Genomic DNA, 19,707 nt, shown 5'->3' with positions numbered 1-19,707 from the left:
AAATGACCCTTGGGATATTTGAACCTACCTCCTGGGGTGACCACATCTTTCTTGTAATTAACCTTATGAACATGTTGGATATATACTAGGGTTATGTGGTAAGTAATTTAAATCGATCCGAGTTGTTGCAAAAGTTATGAGTCGTATCCCACTCACTACCCAGTGGATATACAAAAGGGACGTACGCCCTAAGGCGTATCGTCCCTTTTGTATATCCAAGTAACTCAGCCGCAATGTGAACATGCCTAACTGCTGCTCACTCTGAGTACTTTATGAATTAACGTAGATTGCTCTTTACTACATTTTTCTTCTGCTCCTAGTCCTTCGATATAACCGTTTCACCAGATGCTTAGGAAGATGATATTAAGTTTCTTCTGTCAAACGTTCTTCATTTTGCTACCAGCGTCCACCGTCTATCTCATTAAGCTCTTGGTGCGTGATCCGATGAAGATGCATCCGTAGCTAGACTGGTTCTCGCCATCCGGCCAGGAATCTGCCATGCAGACACAATCGCAAGCACGATGAATAACAAATCAATCGGTTGACTGAAGTACTCCTGAAAGGTTTCCACAAACGCACTGATCATCTCGCTATCAAACACAAGTTCCATCACACTTACATCACCAAACAGTTCGGAAGTAAAATATACGACCGTCAGATATTTCCCCAACAAAATGCCAACAAGCGCAAACAGTACGGCAATAATCTTATGTACCGTTGCAATTTGTTTATTGGAGAACAACACAACTGCGTAGCCCGTGAGAGCTCCAATCAAAATCGCAATTAGTCCCACCTCATACTCGGTCATTGCAGCAATAGCTGCCCATACGATGCCTCCCAGAATGGCTGCAATTAAACCACCAATGATCGGCATACCGATTTTAACTCCTTGTTTCTCTTCCACGTTGTCTTTCCCTCCTGAGTCATGCATATGCTTCTTTTCCAGAATTCACCTTTCCTATGAAACCACAAAAAGACCTATTATTCAACATTTTTCTACTTTTGGTGACCATGTATTTATATAATAGAAAAGATATATTAAGCATCTATTTCCTTATTCGCTCGAATATATCATTTTAGTTTTATCCACAAACATCTCATAATCATTCCCTTGGCACATAAAAAACACCCCTCCAACAGCATAATTGCCGTAGAAGGGATGTTGTCCATATCTGTATCATAGATATAACCAATGTAACCGAGAAAACTACATTGAAAAGCTCTATCTATCTTACCTTTGTACTTCCTTGGAAGGCTGAATGACAGCTGCAATCTGTGCCAAAATGGCATCCACCGATGCCGGATCATGCACATCATACTCATCAATGTTCAGACGTAGCACAGGGCAAGCCGTAAACTGATCAATCCACACGGAATAGCGCTCATGCATGTGCTCCCAGTATGAACGATCCGTTTGGATTTCCATCTCGCGTCCACGTTCCGTAATTCGGTTTAAAATCGAAGGCAGACTGCCTTCCAGATAAATCAGCACATCTGGATGTGGGAAATACGGTGTCATTACCATCGCTTCAAACAAACTGCTGTATGTCTCGAAATCTGTAGCAGACATGGTTCCTTGATCTGCATGCATTTGTGCAAAAATGCCCGTATCTTCATAGATGGAACGATCCTGAACGAATCCCCCACCTAGTTCAAAAATCTTCTTCTGTTCCTTGAAGCGCTCTGCCAGGAAATAAATCTGCAGATGGAAGCTCCAACGCTCGAAGTCATGATAGAACTTCTCCAAATAAGGATTGTGATCGACTTGCTCCAAAGAGGTCTTGAAATTCAAACGCTGCGCAAGTGCAGCCGTTAACGTGGATTTGCCCACCCCAACCGTACCTGCTACCGTAATTAATGCATTCGATGGAATGCCATAGTTATTCATATGATATACTCCTTTACCTGATTAACAATCTGCCTGAAGTGCTCAGGATGTTCCACAAAGTCGAGTTGCTCTGCATTGACCTTAATGATTACTGGTGGATTTGAGCTATTTGCCAGATAGTCCATGCCTGTTTTGTAATCGGCGATCAGTTGTTCCATATATGCCGGGTCCATGTCCTGCTCAAATGAGCGTCCACGCTTGTTAATGCGGTACATCAACGTATCGAGTTCAGCTTCAATATAGAGCACCAGATTGGGCTTTGGCAGATCATCTGTTAACAGATGATAGATTTGACGATACTTATCCCGTTTCGTTCCCTTTAAGGTACGATCGGCAAAAATCATATTTTTATAGATATGATAGTCTGAAATGACTGGGGTATTCTGCTCTACATAATGAGCGCCCGTGTCTTCCAGTTGTTTAAACCGATTACACAGAAAAAACATTTCCAATTGGAAACTCCACTCGTCGATATCCTGATAAAAGGAAGCCAGAAATGGATTCTCTTCTACGATTTCTTTAACTAACGGAAGATTCAATTCATGGGAAAGCATCGTTGCCAGCGTTGTTTTCCCCGCTCCAATCGGACCTTCCACGGCAATAAACGGGGCTGATTTCATCGTGTTCACTTTTCCTCCTCGTACTTATGCGTGTTTCCGTTTTCTATATAGACCTCACCTATTGTATCACAGCTTTAAGGATTGGAACGCCAGTATTTTATGTATATAACAAGTCAAATCGGGACTATTAATTACATTAAAATAAAAAAAAGACACACTCGAAATCATTCAAGTGTGTCTTCCTATTGCTTGGCGGCGTCCTACTCTCCCAGGACCCTGCGGTCCAAGTACCATCGGCGCTAGAGGGCTTAACGGTCGTGTTCGGGATGGGTACGTGTGGAACCCCTCCGCCATCGCCACCAAACGCATAGCTGTGCTTACATTTCAGAGTTGTTGTTCTCTGAAAACTAGATTCGAAACGAAACATGCGAATTATCACTTGCATATTTGGATAAGCCCTCGACCGATTAGTACTGGTCAGCTCCATGCATTGCTGCACTTCCACCCCCAGCCTATCTACCTCGTCGTCTTCAAGGGGTCTTACATACTGGGAAATCTCATCTTGAGGGGGGCTTCACGCTTAGATGCTTTCAGCGTTTATCCCGTCCGTACATAGCTACCCAGCGGTGCTCCTGGCGGAACAACTGGTACACCAGCGGTACGTCCATCCCGGTCCTCTCGTACTAAGGACAGCTCCTCTCAAATTTCCTACGCCCACGACAGATAGGGACCGAACTGTCTCACGACGTTCTGAACCCAGCTCGCGTACCGCTTTAATGGGCGAACAGCCCAACCCTTGGGACCTACTTCAGCCCCAGGATGCGATGAGCCGACATCGAGGTGCCAAACCTCCCCGTCGATGTGGACTCTTGGGGGAGATAAGCCTGTTATCCCCAGGGTAGCTTTTATCCGTTGAGCGATGGCCCTTCCATGCGGTACCACCGGATCACTAAGCCCGACTTTCGTCCCTGCTCGACTTGTAGGTCTCGCAGTCAAGCTCCCTTATGCCTTTGCACTCTTCGAATGATTTCCAACCATTCTGAGGGAACCTTTGGGCGCCTCCGTTACTCTTTAGGAGGCGACCGCCCCAGTCAAACTGCCCACCTGACACTGTCCCCGCACCGGATTACGGTACCAGGTTAGAACCTAGATACGATCAGGGTGGTATCCCAACGTTGCCTCCACACAAGCTGGCGCTCCTGCTTCAAAGGCTCCCACCTATCCTGTACAGATCGTACCCAAATTCAATATCAAGCTGCAGTAAAGCTCCATGGGGTCTTTCCGTCTTGTCGCGGGTAACCTGCATCTTCACAGGTATTAAAATTTCACCGGATCTCTCGTTGAGACAGCGCCCAAGTCGTTACGCCATTCGTGCGGGTCAGAATTTACCTGACAAGGAATTTCGCTACCTTAGGACCGTTATAGTTACGGCCGCCGTTTACTGGGGCTTCGGTTCACAGCTTCGGATTGCTCCTAACCACTCCCCTTAACCTTCCAGCACCGGGCAGGCGTCAGCCCGTATACTTCGCCTTACGGCTTCGCACAGACCTGTGTTTTTGCTAAACAGTCGCTTGGGCCTTTTCACTGCGGCCCCCTCGTGCTATTCACACTACCGGGGCACCCCTTCTCCCGAAGTTACGGGGTCATTTTGCCGAGTTCCTTAACGAGAGTTCTTCCGCGCGCCTTAGAATACTCTTCTCGCCTACCTGTGTCGGTTTGCGGTACGGGCACCTTCACCTGGCTAGAGGCTTTTCTTGGCAGTGTGAGATCATGACCTTCGCTACTACAATTTTCGCTCCCCATCACAGCTCAGCCTTACAATGTGCGGATTTGCCTACACATCAGCCTTACTGCTTAGACGGACATCCATCAGTCCGCGTCACTACCCTACTGCGTCCCCCCATTGCTCATAACGGCTTACGGTGGTACAGGAATTTCGACCTGTTGTCCTTCGACTACGCCTTTCGGCCTCGCCTTAGGTCCCGACTTACCCTGAGCGGACGAGCCTTCCTCAGGAACCCTTAGGCTTTCGGCGGATCAGATTCTCACTGATCTTTTCGTTACTCATACCGGCATTCTCACTTGTATAATGTCCAGCGCTCCTTACGGTACACCTTCAACCCTTATACAACGCTCCCCTACCCCTGATGCATTGCATCAAGCCATAGCTTCGGTGGTGTGTTTAGCCCCGTTACATTTTCGGCGCAGAGTCACTCGACCAGTGAGCTATTACGCACTCTTTCAATGGTGGCTGCTTCTAAGCCAACATCCTGGTTGTCTGTGCAACTCCACATCCTTTCCCACTTAACACACACTTGGGGACCTTAGCTGATGGTCTGGGCTGTTTCCCTTTTGACAATGGATCTTAGCACTCACTGTCTGACTCCCGGAAGTAAGTCTATGGCATTCGGAGTTTGACTGAGCTTGGTAACCCTTGCGGGCCCCGCACCCAATCAGTGCTCTACCTCCACGACTCTGTTTTCCGAGGCTAGCCCTAAAGCTATTTCGGGGAGAACCAGCTATCTCCGAGTTCGATTGGAATTTCTCCGCTACCCCCACCTCATCCCCGCATTTTTCAACATGCGTGGGTTCGGGCCTCCAGTGCGTGTTACCGCACCTTCACCCTGGACAGGGGTAGATCACCCGGTTTCGGGTCTACGTCCACGTACTAAGTCGCCCTATTCAGACTCGCTTTCGCTGCGGCTCCGGCTCTTCACCTTAACCTTGCACGGGAACGTAACTCGCCGGTTCATTCTACAAAAGGCACGCCATCACCCCTAAAACGGGCTCTGACTTTTTGTAAGCACACGGTTTCAGGTTCTATTTCACTCCCCTTCCGGGGTGCTTTTCACCTTTCCCTCACGGTACTGCTTCACTATCGGTCGCTAGGAAGTATTTAGCCTTGGCAGATGGTCCTGCCGGATTCATACGGGGTTTCACGTGCCCCGCACTACTCGGGATCCGTCTCGGAGAGAGTCAACTTTCAATTACAGGGCTTTTACCTTCTTTGGCGGGCCTTTCCAGACCTCTTCGTTTAACTGACTCCTTTGTAACTCCATGTGAGACGTCCCACAACCCCAAAGAGCAAGCTCCTTGGTTTGGGCTTCTCCGCGTTCGCTCGCCGCTACTGACGGAATCACTATTGTTTTCTCTTCCTCAGGGTACTTAGATGTTTCAGTTCCCCTGGTATGCCTCTGCACAACCTATGTATTCAGTTGTGAGTAACTGGAAATTACCCCAGCTGGGTTTCCCCATTCGGACACCCCCGGATCAAAGCTTGCTTACAGCTCCCCGAGGCAGTTTCGTTGTTCGCCACGTCCTTCATCGGCTCCTAGCGCCTAGGCATCCTCCGTGTGCTCTTAGTAGCTTAACCAGTTTGCTCCGGTTTTGGCTGCTCGCTTCCCTTGTTTTGGACTACGTCCAAAGCCAAAAGTCACTCCCATCCAATACCATCGCAAAAGCAATTAAGTACCAATTTATTAAACTTGTTTAACACAAGTTCAGCTAAAAAGGAATGTTCTAATTCGCGTTTGTTTCGTTTCGATATCTAGTTTTCAAAGAACAAGCTCCATGCAAAAGCAAGCTGTTTGAGAGTTTGAGCTCTCAAAACCGAACAACGAGTGAGTTAAAAGCTTTACGAAGTAAAGCTCGCTTCGGAAGCATGCTTCCTGAAGACTTATATTTGAATGTTTCCGTTGCAGGAAACGATTCTCCATAGAAAGGAGGTGATCCAGCCGCACCTTCCGATACGGCTACCTTGTTACGACTTCACCCCAATCATCTATCCCACCTTCGGCGGCTGGCTCCTTGCGGTTACCCCACCGACTTCGGGTGTTATAAACTCTCGTGGTGTGACGGGCGGTGTGTACAAGACCCGGGAACGTATTCACCGCGGCATGCTGATCCGCGATTACTAGCAATTCCGACTTCATGCAGGCGAGTTGCAGCCTGCAATCCGAACTGAGACCGGCTTTGTTGGGATTGGCTCCATCTCGCGATTTCGCAGCCCGTTGTACCGGCCATTGTAGTACGTGTGTAGCCCAGGTCATAAGGGGCATGATGATTTGACGTCATCCCCACCTTCCTCCGGTTTGTCACCGGCAGTCTATCTAGAGTGCCCACCCGAAGTGCTGGCAACTAAATATAAGGGTTGCGCTCGTTGCGGGACTTAACCCAACATCTCACGACACGAGCTGACGACAACCATGCACCACCTGTCTCCTCTGTCCCGAAGGAAAGATACATCTCTGTATCGGTCAGAGGGATGTCAAGACCTGGTAAGGTTCTTCGCGTTGCTTCGAATTAAACCACATACTCCACTGCTTGTGCGGGTCCCCGTCAATTCCTTTGAGTTTCAGTCTTGCGACCGTACTCCCCAGGCGGAGTGCTTAATGTGTTAACTTCGGCACCAAGGGTATCGAAACCCCTAACACCTAGCACTCATCGTTTACGGCGTGGACTACCAGGGTATCTAATCCTGTTTGCTCCCCACGCTTTCGCGCCTCAGCGTCAGTTACAGCCCAGAGAGTCGCCTTCGCCACTGGTGTTCCTCCACATATCTACGCATTTCACCGCTACACGTGGAATTCCACTCTCCTCTTCTGCACTCAAGTCACCCAGTTTCCAGTGCGATCCGGGGTTGAGCCCCGGGATTAAACACCAGACTTAAATGACCGCCTGCGCGCGCTTTACGCCCAATAATTCCGGACAACGCTTGCCCCCTACGTATTACCGCGGCTGCTGGCACGTAGTTAGCCGGGGCTTTCTTCTCAGGTACCGTCACCTTGAGAGCAGTTACTCTCCCAAGCGTTCTTCCCTGGCAACAGAGCTTTACGATCCGAAAACCTTCATCACTCACGCGGCATTGCTCCGTCAGGCTTTCGCCCATTGCGGAAGATTCCCTACTGCTGCCTCCCGTAGGAGTCTGGGCCGTGTCTCAGTCCCAGTGTGGCCGATCACCCTCTCAGGTCGGCTACGCATCGTCGCCTTGGTGAGCCGTTACCTCACCAACTAGCTAATGCGCCGCAGGCCCATCCCCAAGTGACAGATTGCTCCGTCTTTCCAGTTCCCTTCAGGCGAAGAAAACAATTATTCGGTATTAGCTACCGTTTCCGGTAGTTGTCCCAAACTTGAGGGCAGGTTGCCTACGTGTTACTCACCCGTCCGCCGCTAAGTATCAAGGAAGCAAGCTTCCTATCAACTCCGCTCGACTTGCATGTATTAGGCATGCCGCCAGCGTTCGTCCTGAGCCAGGATCAAACTCTCCAATAAAGTATTGAAAAGAGCGATAAGCTCATTTTGAATCTGACGAGATTAAAAATCTCATTTGTGCTCCAGTCGATCCAAGCCAAGGCTTGTTTCAAACTTTTGCGTTCATTCTGCAAGCAGAATGTTCACTCACTCGTTGTTCAGTTTTCAAAGATCAAACTTGTTTCGTTACCGAATATTGTTCTCTTCATCAACTCTTATATAATATCATGTTCGAACCAACTTTGCAAGCTCTTTTTTTAAGTTTCTTTCGAAGCTTATTTAATTCGCTTGCCGCACCGTGTAAACTGTGTTTTCTTGGCCGGATTAATAATATATCACGTACAGATATTGATTACAACACTTAATTTAATAAAATGCATTTACTACAAATCAACTACCTTTACTGCGTTGCTCTCCTCTATCCCAGTGTAAAGTTTATTATAGCTTAAACGACACTCTCCCCATTCATATATCACCATACATGTCTAATTGACTTAAACTTATTAGCCTACATCTCCTCTCATATATTTATTAGCTTCATTAATATGCTCAATTTAGGTTGTCCTTTTATCAAGGTCATGTAAAATTACTGGGGGTACTGTAAGTTACCACGAGTATAAGTAGAACTATTATAGAAGATACACAAAGAAAGTGATGCACACATAAAACTATACGTGAACCACTTTCTTGTGTGCTATTACATTATATATAGAAGGAAACCCTTAATGTTGTGCCTGTGCTGATGCTGGAGGCGTCATCGTCATTTGTCCATTACCTGCTTTTTGCATGCCAACTCGCAGCAACGTAATTCCCCACGTAATAATCGAGATCAACAGAAGATGAACCATGTATCCCCCCACTGCTTCTCCACTATAGATCAAACGCATAAATCCCTGTACTCCATTGGAAGCGGGCAGAAAGTTTCCTATATAACGGTAGAATGGCGCCAGCATCTCGGCTGGAATGATATTTCCTGCTGTCATCAACTGGAGCGGAACCATCGCTACATTAAATAGAGGTCCTGCATTGCCAAACAGGGCAAAACTCATTTGTGTAAAACAGATACAAGCCAGACTCACCAGCACATGATACAGATACAAAGCGCCGAAGGAGCTCGCAACATCCGTGAACTGAAGAGCTACTGTATCCACAATTAGGGGAACAATCACAGCTATACACAATAACAGCAATTGCCGTCCCCAGAAGATTTCCCATTTGGAATGGGTACGCTTCATGATATTCGACGTAATATTGAACTGAATGTTCATCGTCATCGAAGCAATGTAGGTGATAAAACCCAGAATCATGGGCAGCATCGATGTTGCAAAATCACTCACGCTGTTCGTTTTATTAATTTCAGCCTTCACAGGCCCTTCATTCATCTTCGCCATCGCTTGTCCAATAGCTGCACTCAGTTCATCGCTGTTTATACTGTCATTATTGAGTGTCACTTGAACCTTGGATTCCAGAATCCCTTGACCCATTTGTGCGGTCATTCCGGTCGCGGCATGTTCCACAATGGATTTGGCTACATCCGCATTTCCCTGATTGATATAAAAGGACAAACTCGCCTCTGTACCTCCTTCAATCTGGTCAGTGAATCCTTCCGGAATAACAATAACCATCGCATAGTTACCTGCATTCATCTGTTGCTCAGCTTCCTCGGCAGATCCCAGAACATTGACATGGAAAGGCGCGAGCGTTTCAATCTGCTTCTGCACCTCTGTTCCCTGTGTCCCATCTTCGTTCACGAGAGCAACTTGAAGTTGATCCACTCTCTCCGTGGCTTGATGATAACCCGTCATCCAGATCACAACAAATAACAGCGGAACAATCAATGCAAAAACCAACCCTATTTTTGTCTGTGGCACTTTAAGAAAATCTTTGAAGCTTTTCATTCGTTCACGACTCCCGTTAGTTAAAATTAAAATAATTGCACTACATATATATGCACATGCACATATTTGGTCAAAAAAATTTATTTCATCTTTTCATAGATGCGATTCATCACATTCATGAATGCTTCAAGCTCTTCAGGAGAACATTCGGCGAGTGCCTCTTGCTCTTGCTGTCTTGCCTTTGGTGTAAGAACGTTATTCATTTCCAGTCCTTCCGCCGTCAAACAAAGCAAAACCGCTCTGCGGTCCTGTGGATCTTCTTCTCTTGTCACCAGACCTTTGCGAATCAACTTGTCTATAATTTTGCCTACCGTTGTCTGGTCCCGCACTGTTAATTCGGCCAGTTTTTTCTGTGATATATGGCTTCCAGCCTTGCTCAATTCATTCAGAACTGCAAATTGTTCCGGAGTAATATCCTGTTCGCTCAGATTTCTGGTTGTTGTTTTTTTGTATGCCAGATACGTCCGTGACAGAATCAGTCCAAGTGGATTTTCATCCATATTAACAGGCATGCTGATGCTCCTCTCTCTATATAGTAGCACTACCATCTAATTTGCGTAAGCTCTATATTATTACCATATTTACACTACTGTCAATTTATTTTTTTATCTTTTCAAGCAAAAAGAGACCCACCCGTTAGTCAGGCAGCTCTCTCCTCTGGCATCGTCAAACCATACTTACTCGGGCTTGCCACTTGAAGTTTCGGTATCGTCCTTCTTCTTTGTACCTTTACTTTTATAAGGCTTCGGGGCACTTTTTGCCCGGTTTGCAGCGGCTTGCCAACGGTTCCAGCCTTTTTTACCCGTACCACGGCCGGTGCCGCCTTTTCCTTTTGCATTGCTCATGTTATCACTCCAATAATCCTGTATATGCTTAAAAATGACCGTCCTCGGTAACTTATTATGCAACCCAGCCCATCTAATTCACTTCCAGCATTTCTTATTATACCAAAAATCCACGTCTTTACGTCCATTTCCAGAAATCATTGTATTGTTATTCTGTTATGAAAGCGGTATAGTGGACATAATTGAAAGAGGAAGCTGCGTCTTCTTCGGGATTGTTACTGGTAAGCAGGCGATACCCAAACCAAGGCTGTCTATTAAGCCTTAGTTTGGGTTTTTTGTTATTATTACGACCAATTGAGGTGAAACACATATATGATCATCCGTCAGATTTTTAACAACAATGTCATCCGGGCTGAGAACCAGGTTGGTCACGAATTTGTTGTCATTGGCAACGGTCTTGGCTTCAAAAAGAAAAACGGGCAGCCTGTGGATGAGGATAAAATCGAAAAAACCTTTGTGCTGAAATCAGATAAAATACCGCAAAAACTCATTGATCTGATTGGGGAAACATCGGTTGAATATTTGAAGTTAGCAGACGAAATTGTGGGCCATGCCAAAAAGGAAATGGGCGATATTTTTAGTGATAATATCTATATATCATTGATCGATCATATTCAGTTTGCCATTACCCGGTACCGTAAATCCGTCGGGCTGAAGAATTCCCTTTTGTGGCAGATCAAGAAGTTTTACAAGAAGGAGTTTGGGATTGGCATGAACGCTGTGGAGCTGATCCAGGAACAATTCGGCATCCAGATGGATGAACATGAGGCCAGCTTTATTGCAATGCATTTTGTAAACGCTCGTCAAGATGCTCAAGGCATGAAACAAACCGTTGAAATCACTGAAGTTATTGATGATATCTTCAACATTGTGACCAACCATTACCACATCGCCCTGGATGAAAATTCATTTAATTATTCCCGGTTTATTACCCATCTTCAATATTTTGTGCAGAGAATGTTGAGTAATGAACAGGAGCAATTTGCTTCAGGAGACAACTTTCTGTATGAGCAGGTGAAGGACAAATATAGCAAGGCATTTGAATGCACCCAATTAATCAATCAGTACCTTGAAGAAAGGTTTGAAAGTGCCATGTCCATTGATGAAAAGGTGTATTTGACGATCCATATTCAACGTGTCACTTCTCGTAACGAGTTGCTGGGCGCGGAATAAAAAAAGCTTGCAAACGATTACGGCGTCAGATATAGTAGGTCTCACAACTTAACGACAAGGATTGTTACTGCTCAAGCAGGCGATACCTAAATGATTGGCAACAGGTCATCTTTCCGATGATCATCATAGCCATTCGTTTAGGTATTTTTTTGTTTTCAGGCAATCTTAACAACAAAGGAGAATGAACATGGATCATAAAAAAATGGGGGATGACATCGTTCGTCTCGTCGGCGGAGAAGCCAATATCAATGGTCTTGTCCACTGTGCAACCCGGCTGAGATTTGACCTGAAAGATTCGAAAAAGGCCGAACGCGAAACGCTTGAAAAACACGATGGTATTATTACCGTTGTCGAAAGCGGTGGCCAGTTCCAGGTGGTCATCGGTAGTAACGTGGCTCATGTATATGCGGAGATCATGAAAAACCGGGATTTTGAAGGAGATTCCTCCTCATCGGCTGAGTCCACGGGGGAAAAAACCTCGCTATTATCCAAAGTTTTTGAAATTATATCCGGAAGTTTCTCGCCGTTAATCCCGGCTATGGCAGGATCAGGTATGCTAAAAGCTTTGCTGACTGTCCTGACCATGCTCGGATGGATGTCGGATACAAGTGACACATACTTGATTTTATCCGCTGCCGGCAACGCTGTATTTTATTTCTTGCCCATCTTCCTTGGCATCACACTGGGTATGAAGCTGAAAGCCAATCCTTATGTAGCTGGCGTAATTGGTGCCGCTCTGATGGAACCGAGCTTCACCGGGCTGATGGATAAGGGCTCAGATGTATCGTTCCTGGGTATACCGGTTGTCATGATGAATTATTCAGCCAGCGTATTCCCAATCTTCATATCGATCAGTATCTATGCTGTTCTTGATAAGTTACTCAAAAAAATCATTTTGAAAGACCTGCAATTGTTCCTTGTACCGATGATTGCTTTGATGATTATGGTTCCTCTGTCCGCAATGGCCTTTGGACCATTCGGCACCACGGTAGGTGACTGGATCTCCTCCGGCGTAACTTGGCTCATTGGTGTCAGCGGTATATTATCAGGGATTGTACTCGGTGGATTCATGACCTTCATGGTTGTCTTTGGACTCCACTGGGGCTTCACTCCAATCACGATACAGAATATCGGGGTTGGCGGCGATCCGATTGAAGCCATGGCTGCTGCAGCTGTATTTGCACAAATCGGTGTAGCCTTCGGTATTTTCCTGAAAGCCAAAAAGAATAAAACCCTGCGAACCCTTGCTGGCTCGACCAGCCTTACCGGTTTACTTGCAGGAGTAACTGAACCAATTGTATACGGTCTGATCTTGCGTTATAAACGTGTAATTCCTATCGTAGTCATCGCAGGTGCGATCGGCGGTGCCATTAATGGTCACTTTGGTGTTAAAATGACTGCTTATGTGTTCCATAATATATTTGCCATTCCTGTCTATACACCAACGGTTGTCTACGTGATTGCTATTGCCTGCTCCTTTGCTGTAGCAGCGGTATTAACGGTGATGTTTGGTTATGAAAGCAAAACGAAAGACATAGCTTCCGAGAAAAATGAATCTGGTTCCAGCCCATCGGCTGAAAGTACGCCGGTAGAGCTTCCTGTCGTACCTGAGACCAAAACAACAGAAATCAAAAAGGAACAAATTTATAGCCCACTTACAGGTAAAGCCGTAGCACTGAGTACCATTAATGACCCAGCCTTTTCGACTGGTGCTATGGGCAAAGGTTTGGCGATTGTCCCTGAGATTGGTGAAGTTGTTGCTCCGGTAGACGGTGTTGTCACTTCCCTCTTCCCGACTGGACATGCCATTGGATTAACCACCAACGCAGGAACGGAAATCCTGATTCATATCGGCATCAATACAGTAGCGCTAAAGGGAAAACACTTCTCTCCTGTCGTTCAGGAAGGGGATATCGTCAGACAGGGCGATTTGTTGATCCAGTTTGACATCGATAAGATCAAAGAAGCCGGATACGAAACCGTAACCCCTGTCATTGTAACCCTAACGCAGCAAGAAGTGGATGTGTTCGAAACGAATCAAGAGCAGGTACAGAAAAATGATGTCCTGCTGACTCTCGTTGTCTGACACAACTTATCTTATACGAATTCAACTAAGGAGGAACTAACCATGAAACATACTCAACTGAAGCCATTTCCTAAAGATTTCTTCTGGGGAGGTTCAACCTCTGCCTATCAGATTGAGGGAGCCTGGAATGAAGATGGCAAAGGTCCTTCTGTCATCGACATGGGCAACCATGTGGAAGGTGTAACCGACTTCAAGGTAACCAGTGATCACTATCATATGTACAAAGAAGATGTGGCGTTGCTGGCCGAAATGGGCTTCAAAGCATACCGTTTCTCGATCGCATGGACACGCATCTATCCGCAAGGAGCGGGTGAAGTGAATCCGAAGGGTCTCGCGTTTTACGATTCTCTCATTAATGAGTTAATTAAATACGGTATTGAACCCATAGTGACGATGTATCACTTCGATCTTCCTTATGCGCTTGAAGAAAAAGGTGGCTGGTCCAACCGTGCAACAATTGATGCTTTTGAACAATATGCCAAGACCCTCTATGAGAACTACGGAGATCGGGTTAAATATTGGTTGACCATCAACGAACAAAATATGTTGATCCTGCATCCCGGCTCTCTGGGTACACTGGATACAACACTTGTTGATCCGCAAAAAACACTGTATCAGCAAAATCACCACATGCTGGTTGCTCAAGCTAAAGCCATGGTGCTATGTCATGAAATGCTGCCTGAAGCCAAAATTGGCCCAGCACCCAATATCGGTGTAATTTACCCGGCGAGCTCCAAACCAGAAGACACACTCGCGGCTGATAACTATGCTGCCATTCGTAACTGGCTCTATCTCGATATGGCGGTATATGGACGTTATAATCATATTGCCTGGAGTTATCTCGAAGAGAAAGGATATACGCCTGTCATTGAAGACGGAGATATGGACATCCTGGCGCAAGGAAATCCTGACTTTATTGCGTTTAACTATTACACTTCCCAGACGGTTGGTGAAAGTCTGAACGATGGCAATGACTTCTCTCATACAGGAGACCAGCATGAAATTGTGGGTGAACCAGGCGCATATAGAGGATCTGTGAATCCCAATCTGCAAAAAACGGAGTTTGGTTGGGAAATTGATCCGGTGGGCTTCCGCTCTACCCTGCGTCAGATCTACTCCCGTTATCATCTGCCATTGATTGTTACGGAAAACGGTCTGGGTGCATTTGATAAACTGGAGGAAGGCGACGTGGTTAACGATCCATATCGTATTGAATTTTTCAATAAACATATCGAACAGATTCAACTGGCAATTACGGACGGCGTGGATGTATTTGGCTTCTGCCCTTGGTCTGCGATCGATCTGGTCAGCACACATCAAGGGTCGAGCAAACGTTATGGATTCATCTATGTGGATCGTGAGGAATTTGATATCAAGGAATTGAGACGTATCCGCAAACAGAGTTTCCACTGGTATCAAAAACTGATTGAAACGAATGGAGAAATTCGTTAATACCGTACTCCTTTAATATCATAATAAAAAACAGTCGACCACACGTTAGGTGTGATCGACTGTTTTTTGTGTTAATGTACTTCATTTCCAATTATAAAATTACATTTCAGCCTTCGGTTGTTTTACCGCTTTGGCACCTCTAAGTACCCGTAGGGATAACAGGAAACAGATCGCCAAAACCGCTGCTGCAGAAACATAAGGATAGTTAATATTCACATCGAACAATGCTCCAGCTACGATCGGGCCTGCGATATTCCCCAAACTGGTATACGCCGAGTTCAATCCGGCCACAAAGCCCTGTTGTTCTTGTGCCAGTTTGGACATCTGTGTACTGATCGCCGGACGCAAAATGTCCATACCCAGAAAGACGATAAACGTTACGACAAGAATCATCCAGTACGTACTTACAAACAAGGTCAATAGTACAAATACGGCTACAAATAACAGACAGACTGAAATGACCATCTTTTCACCAAACCGATTGAGCAACCAACCGATCAGGGATACTTGCACAACCGCACCCGCGATGGAACCAAATGTAATGATAAATGCAATGTCTTTGGTCGTGAAGCCAAACTTATGATCCACAAACAGTGAAAATACCGTCTCGTAGTTCGCCAGACCAAATGCCATAACAAATACAATAATCAAACTGAAAAAGTACGGTTCACGGTATGAATTCAGCAGTTGGGATACCATACCCGGAGCTTTGACCTTCTCTGCGCCAGCTACAGGTTTAGTTTGCTCTCCTGTGCTTCGCGTGGATTCAGGCAAAATAATCAATGTGATAATCGATGCCAGCAACCCGGCAACCCCTGCGGCGTAGAACGGAATTCGAATGCCAAAGTCAGCAATGTATCCACCAATTCCCGGTCCGATGATAAATCCGGTTGTAATGGCTGCATTAATCAATCCCATACCTTTGCCGCGTTCTTCCTCTGTTGTAATATCTGCGGTGTAAGCCATAACCGCCGGGAAGATCATCGCCGCACCAATACCACCAAGCATCCGGGCCGCGAAGAGCAAGACTGGTGCATTGACCGCACCAAACATAAACTCCGATACGGCAAAGATCAGCATGCCGCCAACGATAATTTTTTTACGTCCCCATGTATCCGACCATCGACCCGCAAGCGGGGAGAACAGAAACTGGGTGAAGGAAAATGCCGCTACCAGCAATCCAACCGTGAATCCGGTGATATGCAGTAGATCCATATACGCAGGCATGATCGGCACAACCAGACCAATACCCGTAAAAACAAGAAAAATATTAAACATTAACAGCAGCAGTGCGCCCCTGTTCCGTGTAAGTAATGCCATGATTCCATCCTCCGTAGTTGTCAAAATGTTGCTTAAGCATTATCCTTTGCAATCCCATGTAAGAATACACTGGCGGCCTGGCGGTATAACGCAAGAGCCTGATCAGGCTCCATCCCCCGTGACATCTGACTAAGACCAACAATGGTACTTTCCAATATGAGCGCGAGATTATCTACATTGTCTGCTTTGAACTCACCACTCTCAATGCCTTGCTCTATCATTTGTTTATTAAATTGAATATGCCGCTCAAACATTAAGGAGATCCGCTCCTCAATATCATTTTCTTTCTTTTCCCCTGTGAAGAACTCATCAGCCGCCTTCGTCAGGGGGTGATTCATATCGTCCAGAACTAATTGCTCCGCCAAACCATAAATCTTCTCCGTGGAGGTGTGATAGAGATGTTCTTTGGCCGCCCAGCTCTCTTCCCACTCCCGGTCCCATTCATCGATTAGATAGAGGAACAGACCTTCTTTACTTTTAAAATGGTAATATATATTGCCTTTGCTGCTGCCCGTCGCAGCTACAATATCCTCAATGGATGTTGCTTTATAACCTTTTTGTACAAAAAGGGCTTTGGAAGCATCCGCAAGTTTCTTCTTGGTCTGCTCGGTTTGAAGTTGCTTTTTATTCATATTCATTCCATTTCACTCCGTCCCATCCATACTGAACATTCGTTCTGTATTTTAACAGATGCACCCAATATAAGCAATCAAAAAAAGGAGAGTAGCACATCAGCCAACTCTCCTTTTTTGATTTATTTTATGTTATTTTCTTACCTTTACCATGCAGTATTTTCAATTGGCCATTCTCAGAAGCAACCTGATATGTAACCTTATACTTCGTGGTTACATATTCGCCATCCCTGCGTTCATCGGCTGTAATCACTGCAGTCACTTCCATCCCGTCATTGCCCTTGTCTATAGAGGAGACCTCTCCAATCGTCACATAACTGGTATTCAGGTAACCCTCACGAAATTTGGCATAACTTGTGCCACTCTGCCATTCACTTCCGAGCAAAGCATAAGCTGTAACATAGTCACCTAGATTCAGACTGTTGTAAAACTCGGTCACCGCCCATTCTGCTTTCGCTGAAGCAGAGGTCGATCCCGATCCATTACCACCAGCCGTCTGAACCGCCGTTGTGCTGGATGGTTTCTTGGACCAGGCTTGCACTTGCTTCAGCACGGTAGTGATTGGGATACTGAACCCGATCCCACCCTCCTGCTCCACAACGGCTGAGTTAATACCAAGTACTTCGCCCGTCTCTGCGTTGATTAGTGGTCCACCACTGTTGCCATGGGTAATCGGCGCCGAGATCTGATACAGATTGCTGTAAATGTAAGGCGCAATTTCGAAGCTGCGTCCAACACCGCTGATAATGCCTGTAGTTACCGTGTTCTCTAATCCCAGCGGGCTCCCAAGAGCTAGGATTTCATCTCCAGTCTCGGCTTTAGATTTGGCGATAGCCAGCGGTTTCAACTTTTTCAGATCAGGTACTCGAACAACAGCAATATCTGTTTCTTCCCCGATTCCAATTACGGTTCCTTTGTATTCCTCATGATTCAGAGTATGTATCGTCACTTCCTCCGAACCTTCTACCACATGAGCATTGGTTACAACATCTCCCTGATCATTATAGAGAAAACCGGAGCCTAGCCCGCTGCTACTCTCGATCGTAACCACTTTCTTCTGACTCTCTTCAATAATCTGTTTACGTGTTTTCTTCACGGCTGTCTTGGAGGACGGTTTGGATGCTGCGTTTTCTGTTTCTTTCGCATTAACAACTGCCAATCTCGGTTCAGCCTGCAACTGATCTGCTGTATAACTGTGAATCCAGAACACGCCTCCTGCTCCGGCTCCTATAATGATTGCACTGGATATAATGGTGCTCCATATTCGTTTGCCCATTCCGACCTGTCCTCCTATTCCAGATACCACGTTGCATTCACAACAGATACTTCTGCTTCTTGGTATACACCATAATAATACGTCTCAAAAAATCCTTCTTCACCCACTTCAAGCCAGCTTGGATACACATCCACATAGGTTTGCCCTAGATAAGTGCCGTCTGTACCATATATATCTACCATAACGGTGACGGAAGAGATCGGCCGAGTTGCATTGTTTATGATTGAACCGCTAATATACAGGTCACCATACATATCAAGCGCGGCTTCGACATTCACAATGCTCACTGCCGACGTTCGATTCTTCAGATCTTCTTCTGCTGCCTGCTGTTCGGCAAGTTGAATTCGTTCGGCTTCCGCTTTTTCGAAATTCTTCTTCTCACTTAGCACTCGATCACGATACGCTGTCAGTTTGTCATCCTCCGGCGCATAAGACAGCCCTTGATCGACCGTTTGCAATGCCGCTGTAAAATCCTTTGTCTTGACTTGCTGCTCAGCCTGCTTATAGCTAATCCCTGCCAGCTTATCAACAATTTGCTTCTCTACTGCTTCGGCTTCCTTACCCTTCAGATTCGATATCGTATCCAGCTTCTCAGCCAGTGCCTCTACTGTCGTCAAACTATCGATTTCTTTCTTCACCTTCAGCACAGCCAGCGTAACCTTTCTATTACTTAATGTGGCACGCACTTTGGTGAAAACAGGCTCTTCTCGCTCTTTCAGTACTTTCGCTACTGTCTGAATGGATTTGTCTCCTTCTGAGAGTTTTCCTGTTTTCAGATTTGTGGCAGCCTCATTCAACTGATTCATCAGATTGAACGCTTTCGCCGTAATTTGACGATCCTGTATAAGTGCATCATAGTTTGGTCGTTTCACTAGAGCGGTGTCTAGCAGTTGAAGAGCCTCTTTATATTTCCCCTCTAGTGCAGCTTGTTCCGCCTGTTGATGCAGAGACTTCACCTCCGCATTAATACCCATCTCCTGCTTGTAGTAGAACGTCAGTAAAGCCCCCATCACGGCTGCCAGTAACAGTGGAATGATCCAACTAAATGCGCGGCCTTGACTGGTATTGCCCTGTCTGAGTGCAGGCTGTTGCTGCCGGGATAATAATTCGGCTGTTTCTCCTGTTCTTTTTTCCAAACCCACTGCTGTTTCCGCCCAGATCTGTTCCTCTGTGGAGCTTGCATCTTTCAGTTTTGTGTTACACTTTCTGCACGTACTATCCCCAGGACTACTTTTGGTCCCACATATGTGACAATACATCCTAATCCCTCCATCAAAAAGAAACGTATGTATACTTACCTTCTAACTTTCTAGTACATGAGCTATAG

The 19,707-nt window shown here is 46.0% G+C and carries 13 protein-coding genes and 3 rRNA genes; 3 read left to right on the top strand and 13 right to left on the bottom strand.

Annotated features, from left to right (window positions below):
• Positions 1-421: 421 nt before the first annotated feature.
• The 9 genes from MHB85_RS04370 to MHB85_RS04330 all read right to left on the bottom strand — a co-directional run bounded on the left by MHB85_RS04370 (position 422) and on the right by MHB85_RS04330 (position 10,441).
• The gene (locus MHB85_RS04370; protein WP_223199847.1) at positions 422-904 is read right to left on the bottom strand and encodes a hypothetical protein; all 483 of its coding nucleotides are present in this window, start codon (positions 902-904) and stop codon (positions 422-424) included.
• Positions 905-1,231: 327 nt separating this feature from the next.
• Positions 1,232-1,888 carry a deoxynucleoside kinase gene (locus MHB85_RS04365; RefSeq protein WP_192132572.1) on the bottom strand — a complete coding sequence of 219 codons (657 nt, stop codon included), beginning with the start codon at positions 1,886-1,888 and terminating at the stop codon, positions 1,232-1,234.
• Positions 1,885-2,508, bottom strand: coding sequence for a deoxynucleoside kinase (locus MHB85_RS04360; protein ID WP_017690540.1), 624 nt, complete (start codon positions 2,506-2,508; stop codon positions 1,885-1,887). The genes MHB85_RS04365 and MHB85_RS04360 overlap by 4 nt, the downstream gene beginning before the upstream one ends.
• Before the next feature lie 187 nt (positions 2,509-2,695).
• Positions 2,696-2,812: ribosomal RNA gene (gene rrf / locus MHB85_RS04355) — 5S ribosomal RNA — on the bottom strand.
• An 83-nt stretch (positions 2,813-2,895) separates the two neighbouring features.
• Positions 2,896-5,821, bottom strand: a 23S ribosomal RNA gene (locus MHB85_RS04350).
• A 345-nt stretch (positions 5,822-6,166) separates the two neighbouring features.
• Positions 6,167-7,719 (bottom strand): 16S ribosomal RNA (locus MHB85_RS04345).
• Together the 16S, 23S and 5S rRNA genes form the textbook arrangement of a ribosomal RNA operon.
• Before the next feature lie 701 nt (positions 7,720-8,420).
• A complete protein-coding gene (locus MHB85_RS04340; RefSeq protein WP_341072452.1) occupies positions 8,421-9,596 on the bottom strand; it encodes a YhgE/Pip domain-containing protein in 1,176 nt (391 codons plus the stop codon).
• 80 nt (positions 9,597-9,676) lie between these two features.
• Positions 9,677-10,108 carry a MarR family winged helix-turn-helix transcriptional regulator gene (locus MHB85_RS04335; protein WP_341072450.1) on the bottom strand — a complete coding sequence of 144 codons (432 nt, stop codon included), beginning with the start codon at positions 10,106-10,108 and terminating at the stop codon, positions 9,677-9,679.
• Positions 10,109-10,273: 165 nt separating this feature from the next.
• On the bottom strand, positions 10,274-10,441 hold the full coding sequence (locus tag MHB85_RS04330; RefSeq protein ID WP_074093608.1) for a DUF3934 family protein: 168 nt from the start codon (positions 10,439-10,441) through the stop codon (positions 10,274-10,276).
• A gap of 312 nt (positions 10,442-10,753) precedes the next feature.
• On the opposite strand from MHB85_RS04330, the gene licT reads away from it, so the two are divergent.
• The 3 genes from licT (at position 10,754) to MHB85_RS04315 (ending at position 15,152) form a co-directional block, all read left to right on the top strand.
• Complete coding sequence (gene licT, locus MHB85_RS04325; protein ID WP_105602179.1) at positions 10,754-11,614, top strand: BglG family transcription antiterminator LicT; 861 nt, start codon at positions 10,754-10,756, stop codon at positions 11,612-11,614.
• 187 nt (positions 11,615-11,801) lie between these two features.
• On the top strand, positions 11,802-13,700 hold the full coding sequence (locus MHB85_RS04320) for a beta-glucoside-specific PTS transporter subunit IIABC (protein ID WP_192136112.1): 1,899 nt from the start codon (positions 11,802-11,804) through the stop codon (positions 13,698-13,700).
• Between the two features lie 42 nt (positions 13,701-13,742).
• Entirely contained in the window at positions 13,743-15,152 is a 1,410-nt protein-coding gene (locus MHB85_RS04315; RefSeq protein ID WP_074093605.1) for a glycoside hydrolase family 1 protein, read from the top strand.
• Between the two features lie 99 nt (positions 15,153-15,251).
• Here MHB85_RS04315 and MHB85_RS04310 read toward each other — a convergent pair whose 3' ends face one another.
• The 4 genes from MHB85_RS04310 to MHB85_RS04295 all read right to left on the bottom strand — a co-directional run bounded on the left by MHB85_RS04310 (position 15,252) and on the right by MHB85_RS04295 (position 19,516).
• Entirely contained in the window at positions 15,252-16,472 is a 1,221-nt protein-coding gene (locus tag MHB85_RS04310) for an MFS transporter (protein ID WP_101314786.1), read from the bottom strand.
• A gap of 32 nt (positions 16,473-16,504) precedes the next feature.
• Positions 16,505-17,104, bottom strand: coding sequence for a TetR/AcrR family transcriptional regulator (locus tag MHB85_RS04305; protein WP_192136111.1), 600 nt, complete (start codon positions 17,102-17,104; stop codon positions 16,505-16,507).
• Between the two features lie 127 nt (positions 17,105-17,231).
• The gene (locus tag MHB85_RS04300) at positions 17,232-18,380 is read right to left on the bottom strand and encodes a S1C family serine protease (protein WP_192136110.1); all 1,149 of its coding nucleotides are present in this window, start codon (positions 18,378-18,380) and stop codon (positions 17,232-17,234) included.
• Between the two features lie 14 nt (positions 18,381-18,394).
• On the bottom strand, positions 18,395-19,516 hold the full coding sequence (locus tag MHB85_RS04295) for an FxLYD domain-containing protein (protein WP_244661149.1): 1,122 nt from the start codon (positions 19,514-19,516) through the stop codon (positions 18,395-18,397).
• Positions 19,517-19,707 lie beyond the last annotated feature (191 nt).

Origin of the sequence: Paenibacillus sp. FSL K6-4396, from assembly GCF_038002525.1 — a bacterium.
Classification (GTDB): Bacteria; Bacillota; Bacilli; order Paenibacillales; family Paenibacillaceae; genus Paenibacillus; species Paenibacillus amylolyticus_B.
This window is presented reverse-complemented; position numbering and strand designations above follow the sequence as displayed.